Below are 19,703 nucleotides of genomic sequence, written 5' to 3'. Positions count from 1 at the left end.
CACACACGCAAGAGGACGGCCCACCGCTCCGCCACAACCGGGCCGCCTGCACCACCGGTCCCACCCACTCCCCCTACAGCCGTGATCGATTCGCAACCGATTCCGGTCTTGACCGAGACCCATCAACGCTGCGCGTGGTTACGCTCCCGCTCATGGCCGACTCGTCTTCCGCTTCACCGCGTGCCGTGGTTCCCGCCCACGAGGACCGACCGGTGTACGTCGTCGGCGGCGGCCCGGGCGGGCTCGCCGCCGCGTACGCGTTGCGCGCCAAGGGCGTGCGGGCCGTCGTACTGGAGAAGTCCGACCGGGTCGGAGCGTCCTGGCGGCGCCACTACGACCGGCTGCACCTGCACACCACGCGGCGCCTGTCCGCCCTGCCCGGGCTGCCGATGCCGCGGTCCTTCGGGCGGTGGGTGTCACGCGACGACGTGGTGCGCTACCTCGAGAAGTACGCCGAGCACCACCAGCTGGAGATCGTCACCGGTGTCGAGGTCTCCCGCATCGACCCCGCCCCCGACGGCACCGGCTGGCTGCTGCACGCCACCGGCGGCCGTGAGCTGACCGGCAGCGCGGTCGTCGTCGCCACCGGCTACAACCACACCCCACGCGTGCCCGACTGGCCCGGCCGCGACGCCTTCACCGGCGAGCTCCTGCACGCCGGCGAGTACCGCAACGCGAAGCCCTACGCCGGCCGTGACGTCCTCGTCGTCGGCGTCGGCAACACCGGCGCCGAGATCGCCGTCGACCTGGTGGAGGGCGGCGCCTCTCGGGTGCGGCTGTCGGTGCGGACGGCGCCCCACATCCTGCGGCGCTCGACCGCCGGGTGGGCCACCCAGTACACGGGCGTGCTCGTACGGCGGCTGCCCGTGGGGCTCGTCGACCGGCTGGCCCGGCCGGTGACGAGGCTGAGCGTGCCGGACCTGTCGGAGTACGGGCTGCCCCGGCCCGGCACGGGGCTGTACAGCAGGGTCAAGGACGGCTCGATCCCCGTTCAGGACGTCGGGCTCATCGACGCCGTGCGCAAGCAGCGGGTCGAGGTGGTCGCGGCCGTCGAGGGCTTCGAGGGCGGCAAGGTCCTCCTCGCGGACGGCAGCCGGATCGAGCCGGACACCGTGATCGCCGCGACCGGGTACGTCCGCGCCCTGGAGGGCCTCGTCGGGCACCTCGGCGTCCTCGACGCCCGCGGCAGACCGGTCGTCCACGGCGCCCGCACCCCGGGCACGGCCCCCGGCCTGTACTTCACCGGCTTCACCAATCCGATCAGCGGCATGCTCCGCGAACTGGCCATCGACGCCCAGAAGATCGCGAAGGCCGTCGCCCGCCAGGTGGAGCGCACCCGCACCGCGGGCTGACACCGACCGGGCGGGGCCGGCCGGGGGCCACCGCCCGGGTCCCGGCGGCCTACCCGGTGGGGCCGGCACGGGGGCCACCGCCCAGGTCACCGGCGGCCTACCCGGTGGGGCCGGCACGGCGGTCGCCGACCCGGCGATCGGTTGCAGGCGACCGACCTGGTGGGTCCGATACGGCGGTCGCCGACCCAGCCACCCGCCACCGGCGACCGACCCGGCGTCTACGGCACGGCAGTCCCCGACCCGGCGATCGGTTACAGGCGACCGACCTGGTGGGTCCAACACGGCGGTCCCCGACCCGCCACCCGCCCCCCGCCACAGGCGACCGACCCGGCGGCTCCGGCACGGCAGTCCCCGACCCGCCACCGGCGTCGCCGAGCGTCCTCGCGTGTCCTCCCGAGACCTCGCGCACCCTCCCGCGACCTCGCGCGCCCCATCTCTTCCTGACCTCGCGCCAGTTCAGTAATCTGACAGAGCGTCAGTTACTGAGCCGTCACACGAAAGCGGGCGGAGCGATGCTTGGATCGACCCATGGCACCCTGACCACCGACTCCCGCCGGGCCCGCGTCGCCGCCTGCGGGGAACCGTCTTCGTCCGTGGTGCGGGGCCGGGCCGCCGACGCCGGTGACCTCGATGTCAGCGGGCGGCCGCTGCATGCCGACGTGCCCGACCTGGACCGGTTCTTCCGGCCCGAGTCCGTCGCCGTCGTCGGTGCCTCCGACGCCGAGGGGCGCCCCCACACCGGCATCACCCGGCAGCTGCTCGCCTGGGCCGAGCGGGTCGGCGCCCGGCTGCATCCCGTGCACCCCACCCGTCGGTCCGTCTTCGGCATGCCCTGCTCTCCTTCCGTCGCGGACCTGCCCGAACAGGTCGACCTCGCCGTGCTCCTGGTCTCCGACCCGCTTCCCGTGCTGGAGGAACTGGGGGCGGCCAAGGTGAGGTTCGCCGTCGTCTTCGCCTCCGGGTTCGCCGAGACCGGCCAGGAGGGAGCCGCCGCCCAAACGGGGCTCGCCTCCGCCGCCCGGCGGGCCGGGGTGCGGCTGCTCGGGCCGAACACCAACCTCAACGCCTTCGAGCGGTTCCGGGACGACCTCGACGGGCCGGCCATCGCGCTCATCACCCAGTCCGGGCACCAGGGGCGACCCGTCTTCGCCCTGCAGGAGCTCGGCATACGGCTCTCCCACTGGGCTCCCACCGGCAACGAGGCCGACCTGGAGACCGCCGACTTCCTCTCCTACTTCGCCGAGCGGCCCGAGGTCGGCGCCATCGCCTGCTACATCGAGGGCCTGAAGGACGGCCGCGCCTTCCTGCTGGCCGCCGACCGGGCCGCCCGGCGCGGTGTGCCGGTCGTCGCGGTCAAGGTCGGCCGCACCGAGGCCGGCGCCCGCACCGCCGCCTCACACACCGGCAAGCTGACCGGCGCGGACGACGTGGTCGACGCGGCGATGCGGCAGTACGGGGTGATCCGCGTCGACGGACTGGACGAACTCCAGGACACCGCCACCCTGTTGGCCCGGGCCCGCACCCCGCGCACCGACGGTGTCGTCGTCTATTCGATCTCGGGCGGCACGGGCGCGCACGTCGCGGACCTGGCGGCCGGGGCAGGGCTGCGGCTGCCGGTGCTGTCCGAGACCAAGCAGGCCGAGCTGCACCAGTGGATCCCCGAGTACCTGAGCGTCGCCAACCCCGTCGACAGCGGCGGTCACCCGGTGGGCGACGAGCGCGGGCGGAAGATCATCGACGCGCTCCTGGACGACCCGGAGGTGGGCGTGCTCATCTGCCCGATCACCGGGCCCTTCCCTCCGCTGAGCGACAAGCTGGTGCGGGACCTGGTGGACGCGGCGGAGCACACGGACAAGCTGGTGTGCGTGGTGTGGGGGTCGCCGGTCGGCACCGAGACCGCCTACCGCGAGATGCTGCTGGGCTCCTCGCGCGTGGTCACCTTCCGCACGGTGGCGAACTGCGTCTCGGCCGTCCGCGCCCACCTCGACCACCAGCGCTTCGTGCGCGGCTACCGCTCCCCCTTCGACGAGGCACCCCGCACCCCCTCGCCCTCCTTCCGCAAGGCGCAGGCCCTGATGCGGCCCGGGCAGCAGCTGAGCGAGCACGCGGCGAAGCAGCTGCTGCGGGCGTACGGCATCCGCGTACCGCGCGAGCAACTGGTGACCAGCGCGGCGGCGGCGGTGCGCGCGGCGGCGCTCGTGGGCTACCCGGTGGTGATGAAGGCGTCCGGCGCCCAGATCGCCCACAAGACGGAGCTCGGGCTTGTGAAGATCGGGCTGACCTCCGCCAGCCAGGTCCGGGAGGCCTACCGGGAGCTGACCGACATCGCGCGCTACGAGGGGATCAAGCTCGACGGTGTCCTCGTGTGCCAGATGGTCGAGCGGGGTGTCGAGATGGTCGTCGGCGTCTCGCACGACCATCTCTTCGGGCCCACGGTGACCGTGGGACTCGGCGGTGTGCTGGTCGAGATGCTGCGGGACGCGGCCGTGCGCGTGCCGCCCTTCGGCGAGGAGCAGGCCCGGGACATGCTTTCCGAGCTGCGCGGGCGGGCCCTGCTGGACGGGGTGCGCGGGCGTCCCCCGGCCGACCTCGACGCGCTCGTCGAGGTGGTGCTCCGCGTCCAGCGCATGGCGCTCGAACTCGGGGACCGGATCGCGGAGCTGGACATCAATCCGCTGATGGTGCTGCCCAGGGGGCAGGGAGCCGTGGCCCTGGACGCGCTGGCGGTGTGCCGCTGAGGCCCGGATCAGCCGAAGCGGCGGACCCAGCCGACCCAGCCGACCCAGGAAACGGAACAGCATCATGTCCTCCCCCGAAGACTCCGTGGACGCCGTGGACGCCGTGGGCGCTGTGGACGCCGTGGACGCCGGGAATCCCGCAGGCCGTCCAAGCCCTGCGGATCCCGTCGAGTCATTGGTACTGCACACCACTGACAAGTGCGTCGCTCAGCTCACCCTCAACCGCCCCGACTCCCTCAACGCCATCACCCCCGACCTGCGCGAACTCCTCATCCAAAAACTTCAGGACGCCTCCGAGGACCCCGCCGTGCGCGCCGTGGTCCTCACGGGCGCCGGACGCGGTTTCTGCGCCGGCGCGGACCTGCGCGGCGGGGCGGGGGCCGGTGAGCGGATCGCCGGCGACGTCGCACGGACCATCCGCCGGGGCGCCCAGCGGCTGATCGCCGCGGTCCTCGACTGCGAGAAGCCGGTGATCGCCGCGGTGAACGGCACCGCCGCCGGACTCGGCGCCCACCTGGCGCTCGCCTGCGACCTGGTCCTCGCGGCCGAGTCGGCGAGGTTCATCGAGGTGTTCGTGCGCCGCGGCCTGGTCCCGGACGGCGGCGGGGCGTATCTGCTGCCCCGGCTGGTCGGCCCGCAGCGCGCCAAGGAGCTGATGTTCTTCGGCGACGCCCTGCCGGCCACGGACGCGGAACGCCTGGGGCTGGTCAACCGTGTCGTGCCGGGGCACGCCCTGGAGAAGACCGCCCGCGAGTGGGCCGCCCGCCTCGCCGCCGGCCCCACCCGCGCCCTGGCCCTCACCAAGCAACTGGTCAACGCCTCCCTGGACACCGACCGCGCCACCGCCTTCGCGGCGGAGGCCGCCGCCCAGGAGCTCAACATGACGACGGCGGACGCCCAGGAGGGTGTGGCGAGCTTCGTGGAGCGGCGGGAGCCCCGCTACCACGGCCGCTGAGGACCGTGCGGACCTTCGCTTCCGGCTCCACTTCCCACCCCATTCACGGCTTCACTTCTGACGTACCGTCAGTTTCAATGGGTGACGTGATGGGACACGCAGGGATGGCCGCCACCGCCGTCCGTTATCTCAGGTCCATCGGGGCGCGCACGGTCGCGGGACCCGTCGAGGCGTTGCCGCGCCCGGAGTTGCGGGCGGTGCGGGAGGATGAGCGGGCGCCCGTCGACTCGGCCGAGTTCCGGCGCGTTCTGGGAAACTTCGCCACCGGTGTCACCGTTGTCACTGCGCCGGCGGCGGACGGTGAGGTGAGCCCCGCCGGCTTCGCCTGTCAGTCGTTCTCGTCGCTTTCCCTGGAACCGCCGCTGGTCGTGTTCATGGTCGGCCGGGCCTCGAGCACCTGGCCGCGGATCGCCCGCGCCGGCGTGTTCTGCGTGAACGTGCTCGCCGCCGACCAGGGCGAGCTGTGCCGTGGCTTCGCGGTGAGCGGCGGGGACAAGTTCGCCGGGGTCCGGCACGAGGCGGCGCCCTTCTCCGGCGCCCCGCGCCTCACCGGCGCCACGGCGTGGATCGACTGCGCGATCCACGCCGTGCACACCGGCGGCGACCATCTCATCGTGGTCGGCCGGGTGGAGGCCCTGGGGACCGGCGACGGGGACGACAGGCCGCTGCTGTTCCACAAGGGGCGGTTCCTCTAGGGCCGTGCCCCCAAGGAACCGCCGGCCGGGTCACGCCAGTGCCGGCGCTCCCGCCGGGCGGCGGCGGATCACCAGGGCCATCAGGGCCGCCGCCGCGCACAGCGCCCCCGCCGCGTACCAGACCACGTCGTACGAGCCGAAGGTGTCCCGTGCCACGCCGCCGAGGAAGGCGACCAGGGCCGCGCCGACCTGGTGGGAGGCCAGGACCCAACCGAAGACGATGGCGCTGTCCTCGCCGTACTGCTCCCGGCACAGCGCCAGGGTGGGCGGGACCGTGGCGACCCAGTCCAGGCCGTAGAAGACGATGAAGAAGATCATCGGCGGATGGACGGACGGGGCCAGCAGCATGGGCAGGAACAGCAGCGAGGTGCCGCGCAGGGCGTAGTACACGGCGAGCAGGCGGCGCGGCTCGAAGCGGTCCGTGAACCAGCCCGAGGCGATCGTGCCCACCACGTCGAAGACACCGATGACCGCGAGCAGCGAGGCCGCCGCCGTGATCGGCATTCCGTGGTCGTGGGCCGCCGGGACGAAGTGGGTCTGGATCAGGCCGTTGGTGGAGGCGCCGCAGATCGCGAAGGTGCCTGCCAGCAGCCAGAACGGGCCCGTGCGCACCGCCGAGAACAGCACGGTGACGGCACGGCGGGCGGCGCCCCGCGCGGGCTCCGGCTTCGGTACGAACTCCTCCGCGCCGTACGGCTTCAGGCCCGCGTCCGCCGGGTGGTCGCGCAGCAGCAGCCACACGAAGGGGACGACCGCGAGGGCGGCGAGGGCCACCGTCACCGCGGCCGGGCGCCAGCCGTGGCGCTCCACCATCCAGGACAGCAGGGGCAGGAAGATCAGCTGCCCGGAGGCCGAGCCCGCGGTGAGGATGCCGCTCACCAGACCGCGCCGCGTGGTGAACCAGCGGTTGGTGACCGTCGCCGCGAAGGCCAGCGCCATCGAACCGGAGCCCAGGCCCACCAGCAGACCCCAGCACAGCAGGAGCTGCCACGGCGCCGTCATCCACACGGTCGCGCCCGAGCCGAGTGCGATCACCACGAGGGCCACGGCGACCACCCTGCGGATGCCGAAGCGGTCCATCAGCGCGGCGGCGAACGGGGCGGTCAGGCCGTACAGCGCGAGGTTGATCGACACCGCCGCGCCGATCGTGCCGCGCGACCAGTGGAACTCCTGGTGCAGCGGGTCGATCAGCAGGCCCGGCAGCGAACGGAAGGCCGCGGCGCCGATGATCGTCACGAAGGTGACGGCGGCGACGAACCAGGCGCGGTGGATGCGGGTCGTCCGGGCCGGTTGTGGTTCCTCGACAGTGGGTGCGGTTGCGGTCGTCTGGGTCACGTCATAGATCTTCGGGCCTGGGCTTCTTCCGATCGAGTGGCCCGAAGGACAGCATTCGCTAGGATCGGGCCATGACCCGTGAGTCCGCGTTCCGGCCGCACCGCGTCGTCGTCCTCGCCCTCGACGGGCTGCTCCCCTTCGAACTTGGCATCCCGCACCGGATCTTCGGGCGCCCCAAGGACGCCGAGGGCCGGCATCTGTACGAGGTCGTCACCTGCTCGGTCCGGCCACCGGGCCCGGTCGAGACGGACGCCGACTTCTCCATCCACGTCGAGAACGGCCCGGAGGCCCTGGCCACCGCCGACACCGTGATCGTCCCGGCGTCCTACGAGCTGGGCCCGGTCTTCGACGAGGGCGTGCTGACCGACGAGCTGGCCGCCGCGCTCGCCCGTATCCGGCCCGGCACCCGGCTCGCCTCCATCTGCACCGGCGTCTACGTCTTCGCCGCCGCCGGCCTTCTCGACGGGCGTCCCGCCACCACCCACTGGGCCGAGGCCGCGCACCTCCAGCGGCTCTTCCCCCGGATCAAGGTCGATCCGGACGTCCTGTTCATCGACGACGGCGACATCCTGACCTCCGCGGGCGTCGCGGCCGGGATCGACCTGTGCCTGCACATGGTGCGCCGCGACCACGGCAGCGCCGTCGCCAACGAGGTGGCCCGCCGCACGGTCGTCCCGCCGCACCGCGACGGAGGCCAGGCGCAGTACATCCACCGCCCGGTACCCGAGCCGCAGCTGGCGACCACCACCGCCGCCCGCGCCTGGGCGCTCGGCCGCCTCCACGAACCGATCCAGCTGCGCGACATGGCGGAGCAGGAGGCCATGTCCGTACGCACCTTCACACGCCGTTTCCGCGAGGAGGTCGGCATGAGCCCGGGCCAGTGGCTCACCCAGCAGCGCGTCGAACGGGCCCGCCATCTGCTGGAGTCCACCGACCTGTCGATGGACCAGGTGGCGCGGGACGCCGGTTTCGGCACCGCCCAGTCGATGCGCCAGCACCTCCAGGCGGCCCTCGGCGTCACGCCCACCACGTACCGGCGCACCTTCCGCACGGGGGCCGCCGACCCGGCCGTCACCCCCTAGTGCCGCAACAGGCAACGTTCGCCCCGTCGCGGCCCCCGGCACGCACTCTCGCCGCACCGGCCGAAAGCCCAAGTACGTCCAGTACGAGGACTTCCGGCCGGCACGCCGAGAGCACGCACCGGACGCCGCTCCTCGACGGGCAAACATTGCCTGCCGCGGCACTAGGATCACCGAGCGGCGGACCGGGTCAGAAGGTGAGTACCGCCCTCGCCACCCGCCCCGCGTGCGCGTCCGCCGCCGCCTTCTCGTAGTCCTCCACCGGGTACGTCGCCGACACCAACTCGTCCAGCAGCAGGCGGCCTTCGCGGTACAGCCGGGCGTAGCGCGCGATGTCCCGCTGGGGACGGGAGGAGCCGTAGCGGCAGCCCAGGACGGCCTTGTCCAGGTACATCGACGAGACCAGGAACGACGCCTCGGCCGTCGCCGGCGGGACGCCGAGGAGCACCGCCTGGCCGTGGCGGTCCAGGGCGTCGATCGCCGCGCGGATCAGCTCCACCCGGCCCACGCACTCGAACGCGTGGTCGGCGCCGGTGGGGAGGACGTCCTTCACGCCATCCGTCGAGGTCAGGAAGTCGGTCGCGCCGAACCGGCGGGCCACCGTCTCCTTCGCCGGGTTGGCGTCCACGGCCACGATCCGAGAGGCGCCCGCGATCCGCGCGCCCTGAAGGACGTTGAGGCCGATTCCGCCCGTTCCGATCACGAGAACCGTGTCGCCCTGGTCCACCTTGGCGCGGTTCAGTACGGCGCCCACGCCGGTCAGCACCCCGCAGCCGATCAGGGCCGCCGACGGCAGCGGGAAGTCCCTCGGGATGCGGACCGCCTGGACGGCCTTGACGACCGTGCGTTCGGCGAAGGCCGAGGTGGACGCGAACTGGTACACCGGTCCGCCGCCCCGCGTGAACGGGCGGCCGGGGCGGCCGATCGCCTGCCGGCACATCGTCGGCCGGCCGCGGTCGCAGTCCGCGCACGTCCCGCAGTTCGCCAGGGTGGACAGCGCCACGTGGTCGCCGGCCGCGACATGGGTGACGCCCGCGCCGACCGCCTCCACCACACCGGCGCCCTCATGGCCGAGCACCACGGGAACAGGGAAGGGGATGATCCCGTCCACCACGGACAGGTCGCTGTGGCACAGCCCCGCCGCGCAGATCGCCACCCGGACCTCGCCGGGTCCCGGGTCCCGGACCTCCAGGTCGTCCACGACCTGGGGCCGGGTGCCGTCGTAGAGCACGCCTCGCATCGCAACTCCCTCAGCCCTTGGTTCCCCTGGGTTCCTTCGGCAGGCCGAGCACGCGCTCGGCGATGATCGTGCGCTGGATCTCGTCGGAGCCTCCGTAGATGGTGTCGGCCCGGCTGAACAGGAACAGGTGCTGGAGCGGGTCCAGCTCGTACGGTGCGGTGGGCGACCAGTCGGCCGGCCCCGCCGCGCCTGCCGCGCCCCTGACCTGCATCGCGAGTTCGCCCAGGCGCTGGTGCCAGTGGGCCCACAGCAGTTTGGCCACGCTGGGGGCGGCCGGGTCGGTCGTGTCGCCGAGGGTGCCCAGGGCGTTCCAGCGCATCGCGCGCAGTTCGGCCCACTGGGTGACGAGGCGGGCGCGCAGGACGGGGTCGTCCGCCGCGCCGGTGGCCAAGGCCGTACGGACGACCTCGGCGAGTTCGTTCACGAAGCCGATCTGCTGGGCGAGGGTGGAGACGCCGCGTTCGAAGCCGAGCAGGCTCATCGCCACGCGCCAGCCGTTGCCCTCGCCGCCGACGACGTGTTCGGCGAGGGCCGTCGCGCCGTCGAAGAACACCTCGTTGAACTCGCTGGTTCCGGTGAGCTGGCGGATGGGGCGGACCTCGATACGGCCGGGCTGGTCCATCGGGACGAGGAGGAAGGTCAGGCCGTGGTGGCGGTGGGAGGTGGGGTCGGTGCGGGCCAGGACGAAGCACCAGTCCGCCTCGTGGGCGAGGGAGGTCCAGATCTTCTGGCCGGTGACGCGGTACGAGGTGGGGCTGTCGCGTACGGCCGTGGTGCGCAGGCTCGCCAGGTCGGAGCCGGCGCCGGGTTCGCTGTAGCCCTGGCACCAGAGTTCCTCGCCCCGGGCTATGGGCGGCAGGAAGCGGGACTTCTGGGCCTGGGTGCCGTGGGTGAGGAGGGTGGGGGCGAGGAGGTTCTCCCCTATGTGGCCGGAGCGGGGCGGTGCCTGGGAGCGGGCGTACTCCTCCGCCCAGACGACCTGTTGGGTGAGGGTGGCACGGCGGTTGCCGTAGCCGTCCTCGGGCCAGGACAGGCCGATCCAGCCGGCCCGGCCGAGGGTGCGTTCCCAGGATCGTCGGGTGTGGTGGGTGTCGAGGTGGGTGCGCAGCCAGGTGCGGGCCTGCGCGCGGAACGTTTCGTCGTGCGGGTCGGGGTCGAAGTCCATGGTGTCCGCCTTGGGTTGTGGGTCGGCGACGCGTTGCGCGGCCCCGAGGGGCCTGGGCAGCGCCCCGAAGGGGCGCGGGGCCGTGACATCCTGCGGCTGCGCCGCGATGGGGGTCCCCCTGTTCGAGCGAAGCCGAGAACTTGGGGGAGCGACCAGCCACGACCGACCCGCAGCCGCCGACACACCCGCAGCCCCGAGCTCTACCGCGCCCGGCCCGAGCCCGGTGCGAGCGATCCGCCAAGCTCAGCGGCCGCGCCGTGCCGCCCTCTCCATCGCCTCCACCTGCTCCAGCAGCGGCATCGGGTCCGTCCCCACCGTTCCGGGCAGGAAGTCCGCGATCCTCTGAGGGGTCCACGCGCCCTCCGCGTACGCCGCCCTCAGCTCCCTCGGCTGTGCCCAGACCGCCAGTTTCGGGCCCGCGATCGTGTACACCTGGCCCGTGATGCCCTCCTCCTTCGCCCGGTCGGACAGGAGGTAGACCACCAGCGCCGCCACGTCCTCGGGGTCGCCGATCTCCTTCAGGTCCATGGGGACGTTCGCCGACATGCGGGTCCGGGCCACGGGGGCCACCGCGTTCGCCGTCACCCCGTACTTGTGCAGGCCCAGGGCCGCGCTGCGCACCAGCGAGATGATGCCGCCCTTCGCCGCGCTGTAGTTGGCCTGCGACACCGAGCCCTGGTGGTTGCCGCTCGTGAAACCGATCAGCGTGCCCGAGCGCTGCTTCCGCATCACCGCCGACGCCGCGCGGAACACCGTGAACGTGCCCTTGAGGTGCGTGGCGAGCACCGGGTCCCATTCCTGCTCGGTCATGTTGAACAGCATCCGTTCGCGCAGGATGCCCGCCACGCACACCACCCCGTCCAGGCGGCCGTACGTCGCGAGCGCCTGGTCCACCACCCGCTGCCCGCCCGCCATGGCCGAGATGTCGTCGGCGACCGCGACGGCCTCCCCGCCCGCCGCCTCGATCTCCTTGACCACGGCGTCGGCGACCTCGCTCGTGGGCGAGACGCCGTCCACCAGGACCCCGTAGTCGTTGACGACGACCCGCGCCCCCTCCGCCGCCGCGGCCAGCGCCACCGCCCGTCCGATGCCCCGGCCCCCGCCCGTCACCGCGACGACCTTGCCCGCCAGGAAGTTCGCCATGCTCAGTCCCTCCCCTTCCCCTTCCAGAGTTTCTGACGGCTCGTTAGATTCTCTCGCAGTCGGATTTTACGGGTCGTCAGATACCTCTGGACAAGCCCCCGGGAGGGCCGATGTCACTGCCCGCCGAGTTCCACGAGATCGCCAAACGCGTGAACAACTGGGGGCGCTGGGGCGAGGAGGACGAGATCGGGACGCTGAACCTCGTCACCGACCAGGTGGTGCGCGAGGCCGCCGCCTGGGTGCGCAGCGGGCGGCGCATACCCCTCGCCCTTCCGCTCCAGCAGGACGGAGTGCAGACCGGCCTCATCCCGGGGCGGGTCAATCCGCTGCACGTGATGGTGCAGGTCAACCAGGAGATCTTCGGCCCGGGCACGGTGGCGTGCAGCGACGACGCCGTGACCATGGGCCTCCAGGCGTCCACCCACTGGGACGCGCTCCCGCACGTCTCCCACTCCGGGAAGCTCTACAACGGCCGTCCGGCCGGCACGGTGACAGCGCACGGCGGCGCCGCGTTCAGCGGGATCGACAAGCCGCGGCACATCGTCTCCCGGGGCGTACTCCTCGACATCCCCCGGGCGCTCGGCCGGGAGCGGCTCGAGGGTTCGTACGCCGTCACCCCGGAGGATCTGGACGCGGCCGAGGAGTTCGCCGGGACGCGGGTGCGGGCGGGCGACATCGTCCTCGTACGGACCGGGCAGATCCGCACCTATCTCTCGGGCGACAAACAGGCCTACGGGTATCCGTCGCCGGGGCTGTCGGTGCGGACCCCGGAGTGGTTCCACGCGCGCGATGTGGCGGCCGTCGCGAACGACACGCTCACCTTCGAGGTCTTTCCCCCCGAGATCGAGGATCTGTGGCTGCCCGTGCACGCCCTCCACCTCGTGGAGATGGGGATGCCGCAGGGGCAGAACTGGAACCTCGAGGAGTTGTCCACAGCCTGTGGAGAAGAAGGACGCTACGCCTTCCTGCTGTCCGCGACACCCGAACCGTTCGTCGGCGGCACCGGAAGCCCCGTGGCACCGGTGGCCGTTCTGTGAGCCGAGATGCCGAACCGGCCGGCGGTGCGCCGCCGGCCGGTTCGGCATCTCCGCCCGCCCCCGGACGGTCCCCCCGGGCCGCCCGACCCTGCAGGAGCCGGCGCCGAAGCACGATCCGCACTCGTCGAGGGCTCCCGTCACCCGAGTCCTCGGCGTCCCCTCACGACGGATCGCCGAACTCAAGCGTGATCAAACAGACACACGGCGTCAACAGGCCCTCGCCGATTCCTCACGTATGCCGTTCTTGTGACGGCGCGTACGGAAGCAAACCCCGGCGCACTCGTCCACGATCCACTCCAGGCAGCCGTGCCCGTACGACCGTCGAGCCGCCCGTGCCCAGGCGCATGCACCGGCGCCCCGGGCGGACGCCCGGTCCGGTCCGGTCCGCTCACGCTTCGCCGTAGGGTCCCGTCACACCACGCCGTACGCGAACCGAGGCGCCGCCTCCACCCCGCAGGCCGCCGTCTCCGCGCCGCACACCGCCGCCACGTCCTCGACCGGCGCCGTACTGCGGTCCACCTCGCACCAGATGCGCTTGCCCGCGCCCTCGGCGTCCCAGCCCCAGCGGTCGGCGAGCCCGTCGACCAACTCCAGGCCACGGCCCCCGGTCTCCTCGCCCCCCGCGTGCCGGGGCTGCGGCGGGCGGGCGCTGCGGTCGGCGACCTCCAGACGGACGGTACCGGCGGCGTCGGAGGGGCCGTCGCAGGCACCGGTCAGCAGCAGGCGCAGCACGGCGGGACAACCGGTGTGCACCACGGCGTTGGTGACCAGTTCCGAGACGAGCAGGATCAGCGTCTCGGCCAGCGGTTCGTCCGCCGCTATGCCCGACCCGGCAAGACGCGAGCGCGCCCACCGCCGGGCCCGACCCACTTCCGCGGGGTCGGGCCGGATCTCCAGCTGCACTTGAAGCACCTGCACCGCTCACACCATCCGAACCGGCGGACACATCGCCTCGCGCCTCGCAAGGGCCACGATCGTGGTCATCGTCTGCATGGCAGGAACCAGGATCACGGACCGTGATTCCCTTGCACGACAGCATGGTTGACGTACAGTCACCCCAACAAGCGCTTCGGGCATATTCCAGCGCGAAGGAGTACGCGTACGCCATACTGTGCGACGCTTGCCACGGTGAGTCGAACAGGCAGGCACGACGGGCCGCCCTGCCTCACGAACGGCACACATCGCCGGATCCGGCGCCGCCTCAGGGGCCGCACCGTGGTGGATCGGGCTCACAACCGCTCGCATCCCACACAAGGTACCGGAGCCCCCCTGCGACTCCACCCCGTGACAAGTCACGCGTAGGACACAACCCGGTATCAACGCTCTGTGATTCCGGATTGCCACAATCCGCGACATCCGGGTCCGGACGCAGCGAATAAGCCCAGCTCAGGGCCTTCTACCTCACCTCTGAGAGCAGTTCCCCAGCGAGCTTTTCCTCACTCTCCGCACTCGAACCCATACGCTGGGTCCGTACCCACGCTCGCTTCAGGTACAGGTGCACCTCCGCCTCCCATGTGAAGCCCATACCGCCGTGCACCTGGAGGCAGTCGCGGGCGCAGCGGACGGCCGCCTCGTCGGCGAGCAGACGGGCCGCGGCGATGTCGAGGGGGTCGGCGGTGACGGCGGCGGCGTACACCGCGGCGCGCGCCGTCTCCACCCGCACCAGGCTCTCGGCGCACAGGTGTTTGACCGCCTGGAAGGCCCCGATCGGTTGACCGAACTGCTCCCGGGTCCGCGCGTGCTCCACCGCCAGTTCGCAGCTCCGCGCGGCGCCGCCGAGCTGTTCGGCGGCGGTGAGGAGGACGGCGACGGGGTCCGGCGGGCGGTCTTCGGCGGCGCGGGCGACCCGGTGCAAGGGTGTCAGCGGGTCCACCGACGCCAGGGGTACGGCACCGGTCACGCCGCCCCGGACGACGTCCGCCTCCCCCAGCCACTCCACGAGCCCGCCGTACACCGCCGTGACCACCGTCTGTCCGCTCGCCGCGCCCGGCACCTCGCCCGCCGCGAGGTGCGTGGCCACCAGCGGGCCGGGCAGCAGCGCCCGGCCGGCCTCCTCGAAGGCCAGTACCGCCTCCGGCAGGCCCAGTCCGACCCCGCCGTCCCCCTCCGGCAGCCGCAGCGCGAAGAAGCCCGCCTCGCCCAGTTCCCGCCACAGCCCACGGTCGAGCACACCGGGCCGGTCCACGGCGGCCCGCAGCGCGCCCCGGTCGAAGCGGCGCTGGAGCAGACCGCGCACCCCTGCCCGCAACGCCCGCTGGTCGTCGGTCGGCTGGAAGCGCACGGCAGCATCACCGCCCCTTCGGCAGGCCGAGGATGCGTTCGGCCACGATGTTCCGCTGAATCTGCGAGGTGCCGGCCGCGATCGTGTACGACAGGGACGACAGCCGGTCCAGGACCCATGGGCGGCCGAGATCCAGGGACTCGGGGCCCAGGACCTCGGCGGCCGCGTCGTACAGCTCCTGACGCGCTTGCGAATACCGCAGCTTGAAGACCGAGCCGCCCACGCCCGGAACCCCGCCCGTCTGCTCCGCCTCACTCACGTTCCACTGAGTGAGCCGCCACAAGGCACGGAACTCGGCGTTCAGCCGCCCCAGCCTCCGCCGCAGCGAGGGGTCGTCCCAGCGGCCGTTCTCCAGCGCCCGGCGGGCGAGTTCACCGAGCACGCGGCGGCAGGCCACCACCTCCCCCACGAACGCGGTGCCGCGTTCGAAGGACAGCGTCACCATGGTCACGCGCCAGCCGTCGTTCTCCGCACCGACCCGGTTGGCGACCGGCACCCGCACCTCGTCGAGGAACACCTCCGCGAACTCCTCGGACCCGGCCAGCGTCCGCAGCGGCCGTACGGTGACGCCCGGGGCGTCCATGGGCATCGCCAGCCAGGTGATGCCCCGGTGCTTCGGCGCGCCGGGGTCGGTGCGCGCCAGCAGTTCGCACCAGTCGGCGACCTCGGCGTGCGAGGTCCAGATCTTGGATCCGCTCACCACGTAGTCGTCGCCGTCCCGCCACGCGCGCGTGCGCAGCGCGGCGAGGTCGGACCCGGCGTCCGGCTCGCTGAACCCCTGGCACCACACCTCGTCCCCGCGCAGGATCGGCGGCAGCCAGCGCTCCCGCTGCCCGGGCGTGCCCTCGGCGGCGATGGTGGGCCCGGCGTGCAGCAGCCCGACGAAGTTCGCCCCGACATAGGGCGCGCCCGCCTTCTCGGTCTCCTCCAGGAAGATCAGCCGTACGGTCGGGGAGGCGTCCCAGTGGACGTCGGCGTACCCGGCGTCGTACAGCATGCGCTGCCACCCGAGGTCGTAGGCGCGCCGCCCGGGCCAGTCGTCCGGAGACGGCTTCGGCGGCAGGGCGGGGAGCACCTTGGCGAGCCACTCCCGCAGCCGGGCCCGGAACTCCTCTTCCTCCGGGGTGCAGGACAGGTCCATCAGCGGTCGAGGTCCAGGTCCAGCATGCGGATCGCGTTGCCCCGCATCAGCTTGTACACCGTCTCGTCGTCCAGGCCCTTCACATGGTCGAGGGCGACCTCCTTGGTGTGCGGGAAGGTCGAGTCGACGTGCGGGTAGTCGGTCTCGAAGGTGGCGTTGTCACGGCCGACCACGTCGAGAGACGCGACACCGTGCTTGTCCCGGAAGAAGCAGCAGAAGATCTGCCGGTAGTAGTACGTCGACGGCGGCTCGGGGATCAGGTCGCGGACGCCGCCCCAGGCGCGGTGCTCCTCCCAGACGTCGTCGGCGCGTTCCAGGGCGTACGGGATCCAGCCCATCTGCCCTTCGGAGTAGGCGAGCCTGAGGCGCGGGAACTTCACCAGGACGCCGCTGAACAGGTAGTCCATCATCGACGCCATCGCGTTGTTGAAGCTGAGCGAGGCCTGTACGGCGGGCGGCGCGTCGGGCGAGGCGGCGGGCATCTGCGAGCTGCTGCCGATGTGCATGTTGACCACCGTCCCGGTCTCCTGGCAGACGGCGAAGAACGGGTCCCAGTAGCCGCAGTGGATGGAGGGCAGGCCGAGGTGGGTGGGGATCTCTGAGAAGGTGACGGCCCGCACCCCCCGGCCGGCGTTGCGCCGGATCTCGGCGACCGCGAGGTCTATGTCCCACAGGGGGATCAGGCAGAGCGGGATGAGCCGGCCGCCGCTGTCGCCGCACCACTCCTCGACCATCCAGTCGTTGTAGGCGCGCACGCAGGCCAGGGCGACCTCCTTGTCGTGGGCCTCGGCGAAGGTCTGACCGCAGAAGCGCGGGAAGGTCGGGAAGCAGAGGCTGGCCTCGACGTGGTTGAGGTCCATGTCCTCCAGGCGGGCCTTGGGGTCCCAGCATCCGCGCCGCATCTGTTCCCTGGTGATCCCCTCCAGGGTCATCTCGTCCCGGTCGAAGCCGACGGCGGCGATGTTCCGCTTGTAGGGGAACTTCAGGTCCTCGTAGATCCACCAGTCCGTCGGCGGCCCCTCCGGGTCCATGGTGATCTGGTACTTCCCGCCGACGTAGGCCAGTTCGCCGATCCCGGCGGTCAGGGGCTGCGGGCCCCGGTCCCGGTACTTGGCCGGCAGCCAGGTCTCGAAGAGGTGCGCGGGCTCGATCACGTGGTCGTCGACGCTGATGATGCGGGGCAGTTCGCTCGCCATGGTTCCCCTCCGCCGGACCGGCTCTCATCTGATGAACCGTCAGATAGCATGTTACCTGACGAGTCGTCAGCCAAGCAGAGGGGCCGGCCGTGAACGAGACCCCGCACGCCCTGAGTTCCGCCCGCACGCTGTGGGAGCTGGTCGAGCGCCGCGCCGGCCTCACCCCCGACCGTCCGGTCCTGCTCCAGGAGGACCGGGTTCTCACCTTCGGCGACCTGCGCACCCGCGCCGAGCGTGTGGCGGCCGGCCTGTACGGCATGGGCGTACGCCCCGGCACGGTGGTCGCCTGGCAGCTGCCCACTCGCATCGAGACCGCCCTGCTGTCCTTCGCGCTGGCCCGCCTGGGCGCCGTCCAGTCCCCGGTGATCCCCTACTACCGGGACCGCGAGGTCGGCTTCGCGGTGCGCGAGTCGAGGGCGGAGTTCTTCGCGGTGCCGGGCGTCTGGCGCGGACACGACCACACGGACATGGCCCGCCGACTGGGCGCGAAAGGCGTCTTCGAGGCGTACGACGACCTGCCGGACGGCGACCCGTCGACGCTCCCCGCCCCGCCCGCCGACGGCACCTCGGTCCGCTGGATCTACTGGACCTCGGGCACCACCTCCGACCCCAAGGGCGTCCTGCACACCGACCGCTCCCTGATCGCGGGCGGCTCCTGCCTGGCCCACGCCCTGCGCCTGACCCCGGACGACGTCGGCTCCATGGCCTTCCCGTACGCCCACATAGCGGGCCCCGACTACACGGTGATGCTCCTGCTGTACGGCTTCCCGGCCGTGATGTTCGAGCACTTCGCGCTCCCCCAGGCGCTGGCGGAGTACCGGCGGCACGGGGTGACGGTGGCGGGCGGCTCGACGGCGTTCTACTCGATGTTCCTGGCCGAGCAGCGCAAACAGCCGGGCGAGAAGCTGATCCGCTCGCTCCGGCTGCTCGCGGGCGGAGGCGCCCCCAAGCCGCCCGAGCTGTATCACTGCGTGGTCCGCGAGATGGGCGTCCGGCTGACCCACGGGTACGGCATGACCGAGGTGCCGATGATCACCATGGGGGACCCCGAGGACACTCCCGTGAACCTGGCGACGACGGAGGGGCGGCCGCCCGAGGGGATGGAGATACGCATCGTCGACGGGGAGGTACGGCTGCGGGGAGAGGCCGTCTGCCAGGGGTATCTTGATCCGGCGCAGACGGCGGAGGCCTTCGACGAGGACGGGTTCCTGCGCACCGGCGACCTCGGCCACCTGACCGACAGCGGTCATCTGGTGCTCACCGGGCGCCGCAAGGACGTCATCATCCGCAAGGGGGAGAACATCTCCGCCAGGGAGATCGAGGACCTGCTGCACACGCACCCCGCGGTGCAGGACGTGGCGGTGATCGGGCTGCCGGACGAGGTGCGCGGGGAGCGCGTGTGCGCGGTGGTCGAACAGCCGCCGGGCGCCGAGGAGCTGACGCTCGCCGCGGTCACCTCGTACCTGCGGGCGGCGGGGCTGTCCGTGCACAAGCTGCCGGAGCGGCTGGAGGTGGTGGAGGCCCTTCCGCGGGGGGAGACCCTGCGGAAGGTGCTCAAGTACAAGCTGCGGGAGCGCTATTCGGGCTCCGAGGCTTCGGGCCCTGAGGCTTCGGGCTCCGAGGCTTCGGGCCCTGAGCCCTCGGGGGCTACTCCGGGACCGTGAAGTAGCGGGCGAACGCGGACACGATCTCGCTCTCGCCGACCTTGCCGTCTCCGTCCGCGTCGAGTGCCGCCGCCGCTGCCCGGGCCACGTCCTCCGGTGCGCCGAGGGCCTTGAGTGCGCGGGCGGTCTCCGCGACCGTGGCGGCGCCGTCGCGGTCGCCGTCCGCCACGGCGAGTGCCGCGTGCAGGAACGGGCGGGCGATCTCCGCGAACCGCTCGGGGTTGTCGCGCAGCCGCTTCACCGCGCCGCCCACGAACTCCTCGCGGGTGATGCGCTGGTCGCCGTCCCGGTCCGCTATCCCGGCCATGCCCTGCCAGAACGCCTCAGCCCCGGCGTACAGGGCCTGCCCCTGCTCGGACCTGGCCGCGGTGCCGAACTCGGTGAGGACCGCCTTGGCCGCCGCACTGAAGTCCGCGCGGTCGATGTAGCCGTTGCCGTCCTGGTCGAAGCCGGCGAACCGGGCGGCGATCCTGCGCTCGTACTCGGTGCTGACCATGGTGTTTGGGGCCGCCTTACGTCACATCGGGGGTGTTTCCGGCAGGGAGCGTACGACGCGGGGAGCTTCTGGGGAGACGGAAAACGGCGGTTGTACCAAGACCGCAGGAATTCCGGGACAACAGTGTGGCTGTCCTGCGACGTTCCGTTGACCGTGGTGTGCCGGCGCTCACACCGGGGGTGCCGT

The 19,703-nt window shown here is 72.3% G+C and carries 16 protein-coding genes; 7 read left to right on the top strand and 9 right to left on the bottom strand.

The features are described 5' to 3' along the window. The first annotated feature begins 152 nt into the window (after window positions 1-152). From ACIRC0_RS28010 to ACIRC0_RS27995, 4 genes are all read left to right on the top strand, one after another. On the top strand, window positions 153-1,352 hold the full coding sequence (locus ACIRC0_RS28010) for a flavin-containing monooxygenase (RefSeq protein ID WP_403621044.1): 1,200 nt from the start codon (window positions 153-155) through the stop codon (window positions 1,350-1,352). Between the two features lie 512 nt (window positions 1,353-1,864). Further along, a complete protein-coding gene (locus ACIRC0_RS28005) occupies window positions 1,865-4,090 on the top strand; it encodes an acetate--CoA ligase family protein (RefSeq protein ID WP_403621041.1) in 2,226 nt (741 codons plus the stop codon). Window positions 4,091-4,154: 64 nt separating this feature from the next. Next, on the top strand, window positions 4,155-5,045 hold the full coding sequence (locus tag ACIRC0_RS28000) for an enoyl-CoA hydratase/isomerase family protein (protein WP_403621038.1): 891 nt from the start codon (window positions 4,155-4,157) through the stop codon (window positions 5,043-5,045). 89 nt (window positions 5,046-5,134) lie between these two features. After that, the gene (locus tag ACIRC0_RS27995; RefSeq protein WP_403621144.1) at window positions 5,135-5,740 is read left to right on the top strand and encodes a flavin reductase family protein; all 606 of its coding nucleotides are present in this window, start codon (window positions 5,135-5,137) and stop codon (window positions 5,738-5,740) included. Window positions 5,741-5,770: 30 nt separating this feature from the next. On the opposite strand, the gene ACIRC0_RS27990 is transcribed toward ACIRC0_RS27995, so the two are convergent. Continuing rightward, entirely contained in the window at window positions 5,771-7,075 is a 1,305-nt protein-coding gene (locus ACIRC0_RS27990) for an MFS transporter (RefSeq protein ID WP_403621035.1), read from the bottom strand. Between the two features lie 71 nt (window positions 7,076-7,146). Here ACIRC0_RS27990 and ACIRC0_RS27985 point away from each other — a divergent pair, with 71 nt between their 5' ends. Further along, complete coding sequence (locus ACIRC0_RS27985; RefSeq protein WP_403621032.1) at window positions 7,147-8,157, top strand: GlxA family transcriptional regulator; 1,011 nt, start codon at window positions 7,147-7,149, stop codon at window positions 8,155-8,157. A 187-nt stretch (window positions 8,158-8,344) separates the two neighbouring features. Here ACIRC0_RS27985 and ACIRC0_RS27980 read toward each other — a convergent pair whose 3' ends face one another. The 3 genes from ACIRC0_RS27980 to ACIRC0_RS27970 all read right to left on the bottom strand — a co-directional run bounded on the left by ACIRC0_RS27980 (window position 8,345) and on the right by ACIRC0_RS27970 (window position 11,702). Then, on the bottom strand, window positions 8,345-9,394 hold the full coding sequence (locus ACIRC0_RS27980) for a Zn-dependent alcohol dehydrogenase (protein WP_403621029.1): 1,050 nt from the start codon (window positions 9,392-9,394) through the stop codon (window positions 8,345-8,347). Between the two features lie 10 nt (window positions 9,395-9,404). After that, entirely contained in the window at window positions 9,405-10,559 is a 1,155-nt protein-coding gene (locus tag ACIRC0_RS27975) for an acyl-CoA dehydrogenase family protein (RefSeq protein ID WP_403621026.1), read from the bottom strand. Window positions 10,560-10,802: 243 nt separating this feature from the next. Then, window positions 10,803-11,702 carry an SDR family NAD(P)-dependent oxidoreductase gene (locus ACIRC0_RS27970; protein ID WP_403621023.1) on the bottom strand — a complete coding sequence of 300 codons (900 nt, stop codon included), beginning with the start codon at window positions 11,700-11,702 and terminating at the stop codon, window positions 10,803-10,805. A 110-nt stretch (window positions 11,703-11,812) separates the two neighbouring features. Here ACIRC0_RS27970 and ACIRC0_RS27965 point away from each other — a divergent pair, with 110 nt between their 5' ends. Then, window positions 11,813-12,739 carry a cyclase family protein gene (locus tag ACIRC0_RS27965; protein WP_403621020.1) on the top strand — a complete coding sequence of 309 codons (927 nt, stop codon included), beginning with the start codon at window positions 11,813-11,815 and terminating at the stop codon, window positions 12,737-12,739. A 411-nt stretch (window positions 12,740-13,150) separates the two neighbouring features. Here the strand turns inward: ACIRC0_RS27965 and ACIRC0_RS27960 are convergent, their stop codons facing one another. The 4 genes from ACIRC0_RS27960 to ACIRC0_RS27945 all read right to left on the bottom strand — a co-directional run bounded on the left by ACIRC0_RS27960 (window position 13,151) and on the right by ACIRC0_RS27945 (window position 17,357). Then, entirely contained in the window at window positions 13,151-13,657 is a 507-nt protein-coding gene (locus ACIRC0_RS27960; RefSeq protein WP_403621017.1) for an ATP-binding protein, read from the bottom strand. 478 nt (window positions 13,658-14,135) lie between these two features. Beyond that, window positions 14,136-15,020, bottom strand: a complete 885-nt coding sequence (locus tag ACIRC0_RS27955; RefSeq protein WP_403621014.1) for an acyl-CoA dehydrogenase family protein — start codon at window positions 15,018-15,020, stop codon at window positions 14,136-14,138. Between the two features lie 7 nt (window positions 15,021-15,027). Next, entirely contained in the window at window positions 15,028-16,161 is a 1,134-nt protein-coding gene (locus ACIRC0_RS27950) for an acyl-CoA dehydrogenase family protein (RefSeq protein ID WP_403621011.1), read from the bottom strand. Then, window positions 16,161-17,357: an amidohydrolase family protein gene (locus ACIRC0_RS27945; protein WP_403621008.1), complete on the bottom strand. Its 1,197-nt coding sequence runs from the start codon at window positions 17,355-17,357 to the stop codon at window positions 16,161-16,163. The genes ACIRC0_RS27950 and ACIRC0_RS27945 overlap by 1 nt, the downstream gene beginning before the upstream one ends. Before the next feature lie 89 nt (window positions 17,358-17,446). Here ACIRC0_RS27945 and ACIRC0_RS27940 point away from each other — a divergent pair, with 89 nt between their 5' ends. Further along, entirely contained in the window at window positions 17,447-19,021 is a 1,575-nt protein-coding gene (locus ACIRC0_RS27940) for a class I adenylate-forming enzyme family protein (RefSeq protein WP_403621005.1), read from the top strand. Here ACIRC0_RS27940 and ACIRC0_RS27935 read toward each other — a convergent pair. After that, the gene (locus ACIRC0_RS27935) at window positions 19,005-19,517 is read right to left on the bottom strand and encodes an EF-hand domain-containing protein (protein ID WP_403621002.1); all 513 of its coding nucleotides are present in this window, start codon (window positions 19,515-19,517) and stop codon (window positions 19,005-19,007) included. The two genes, ACIRC0_RS27940 and ACIRC0_RS27935, sit on opposite strands and share 17 nt — an antisense overlap. Window positions 19,518-19,703: the final 186 nt, after the last annotated feature.

The organism is Streptomyces sp. NPDC093984 (assembly GCF_044764595.1).
In the GTDB taxonomy this organism is placed as follows: Bacteria; Actinomycetota; Actinomycetes; order Streptomycetales; family Streptomycetaceae; genus Streptomyces; species Streptomyces cynarae.
This window is presented reverse-complemented; position numbering and strand designations above follow the sequence as displayed.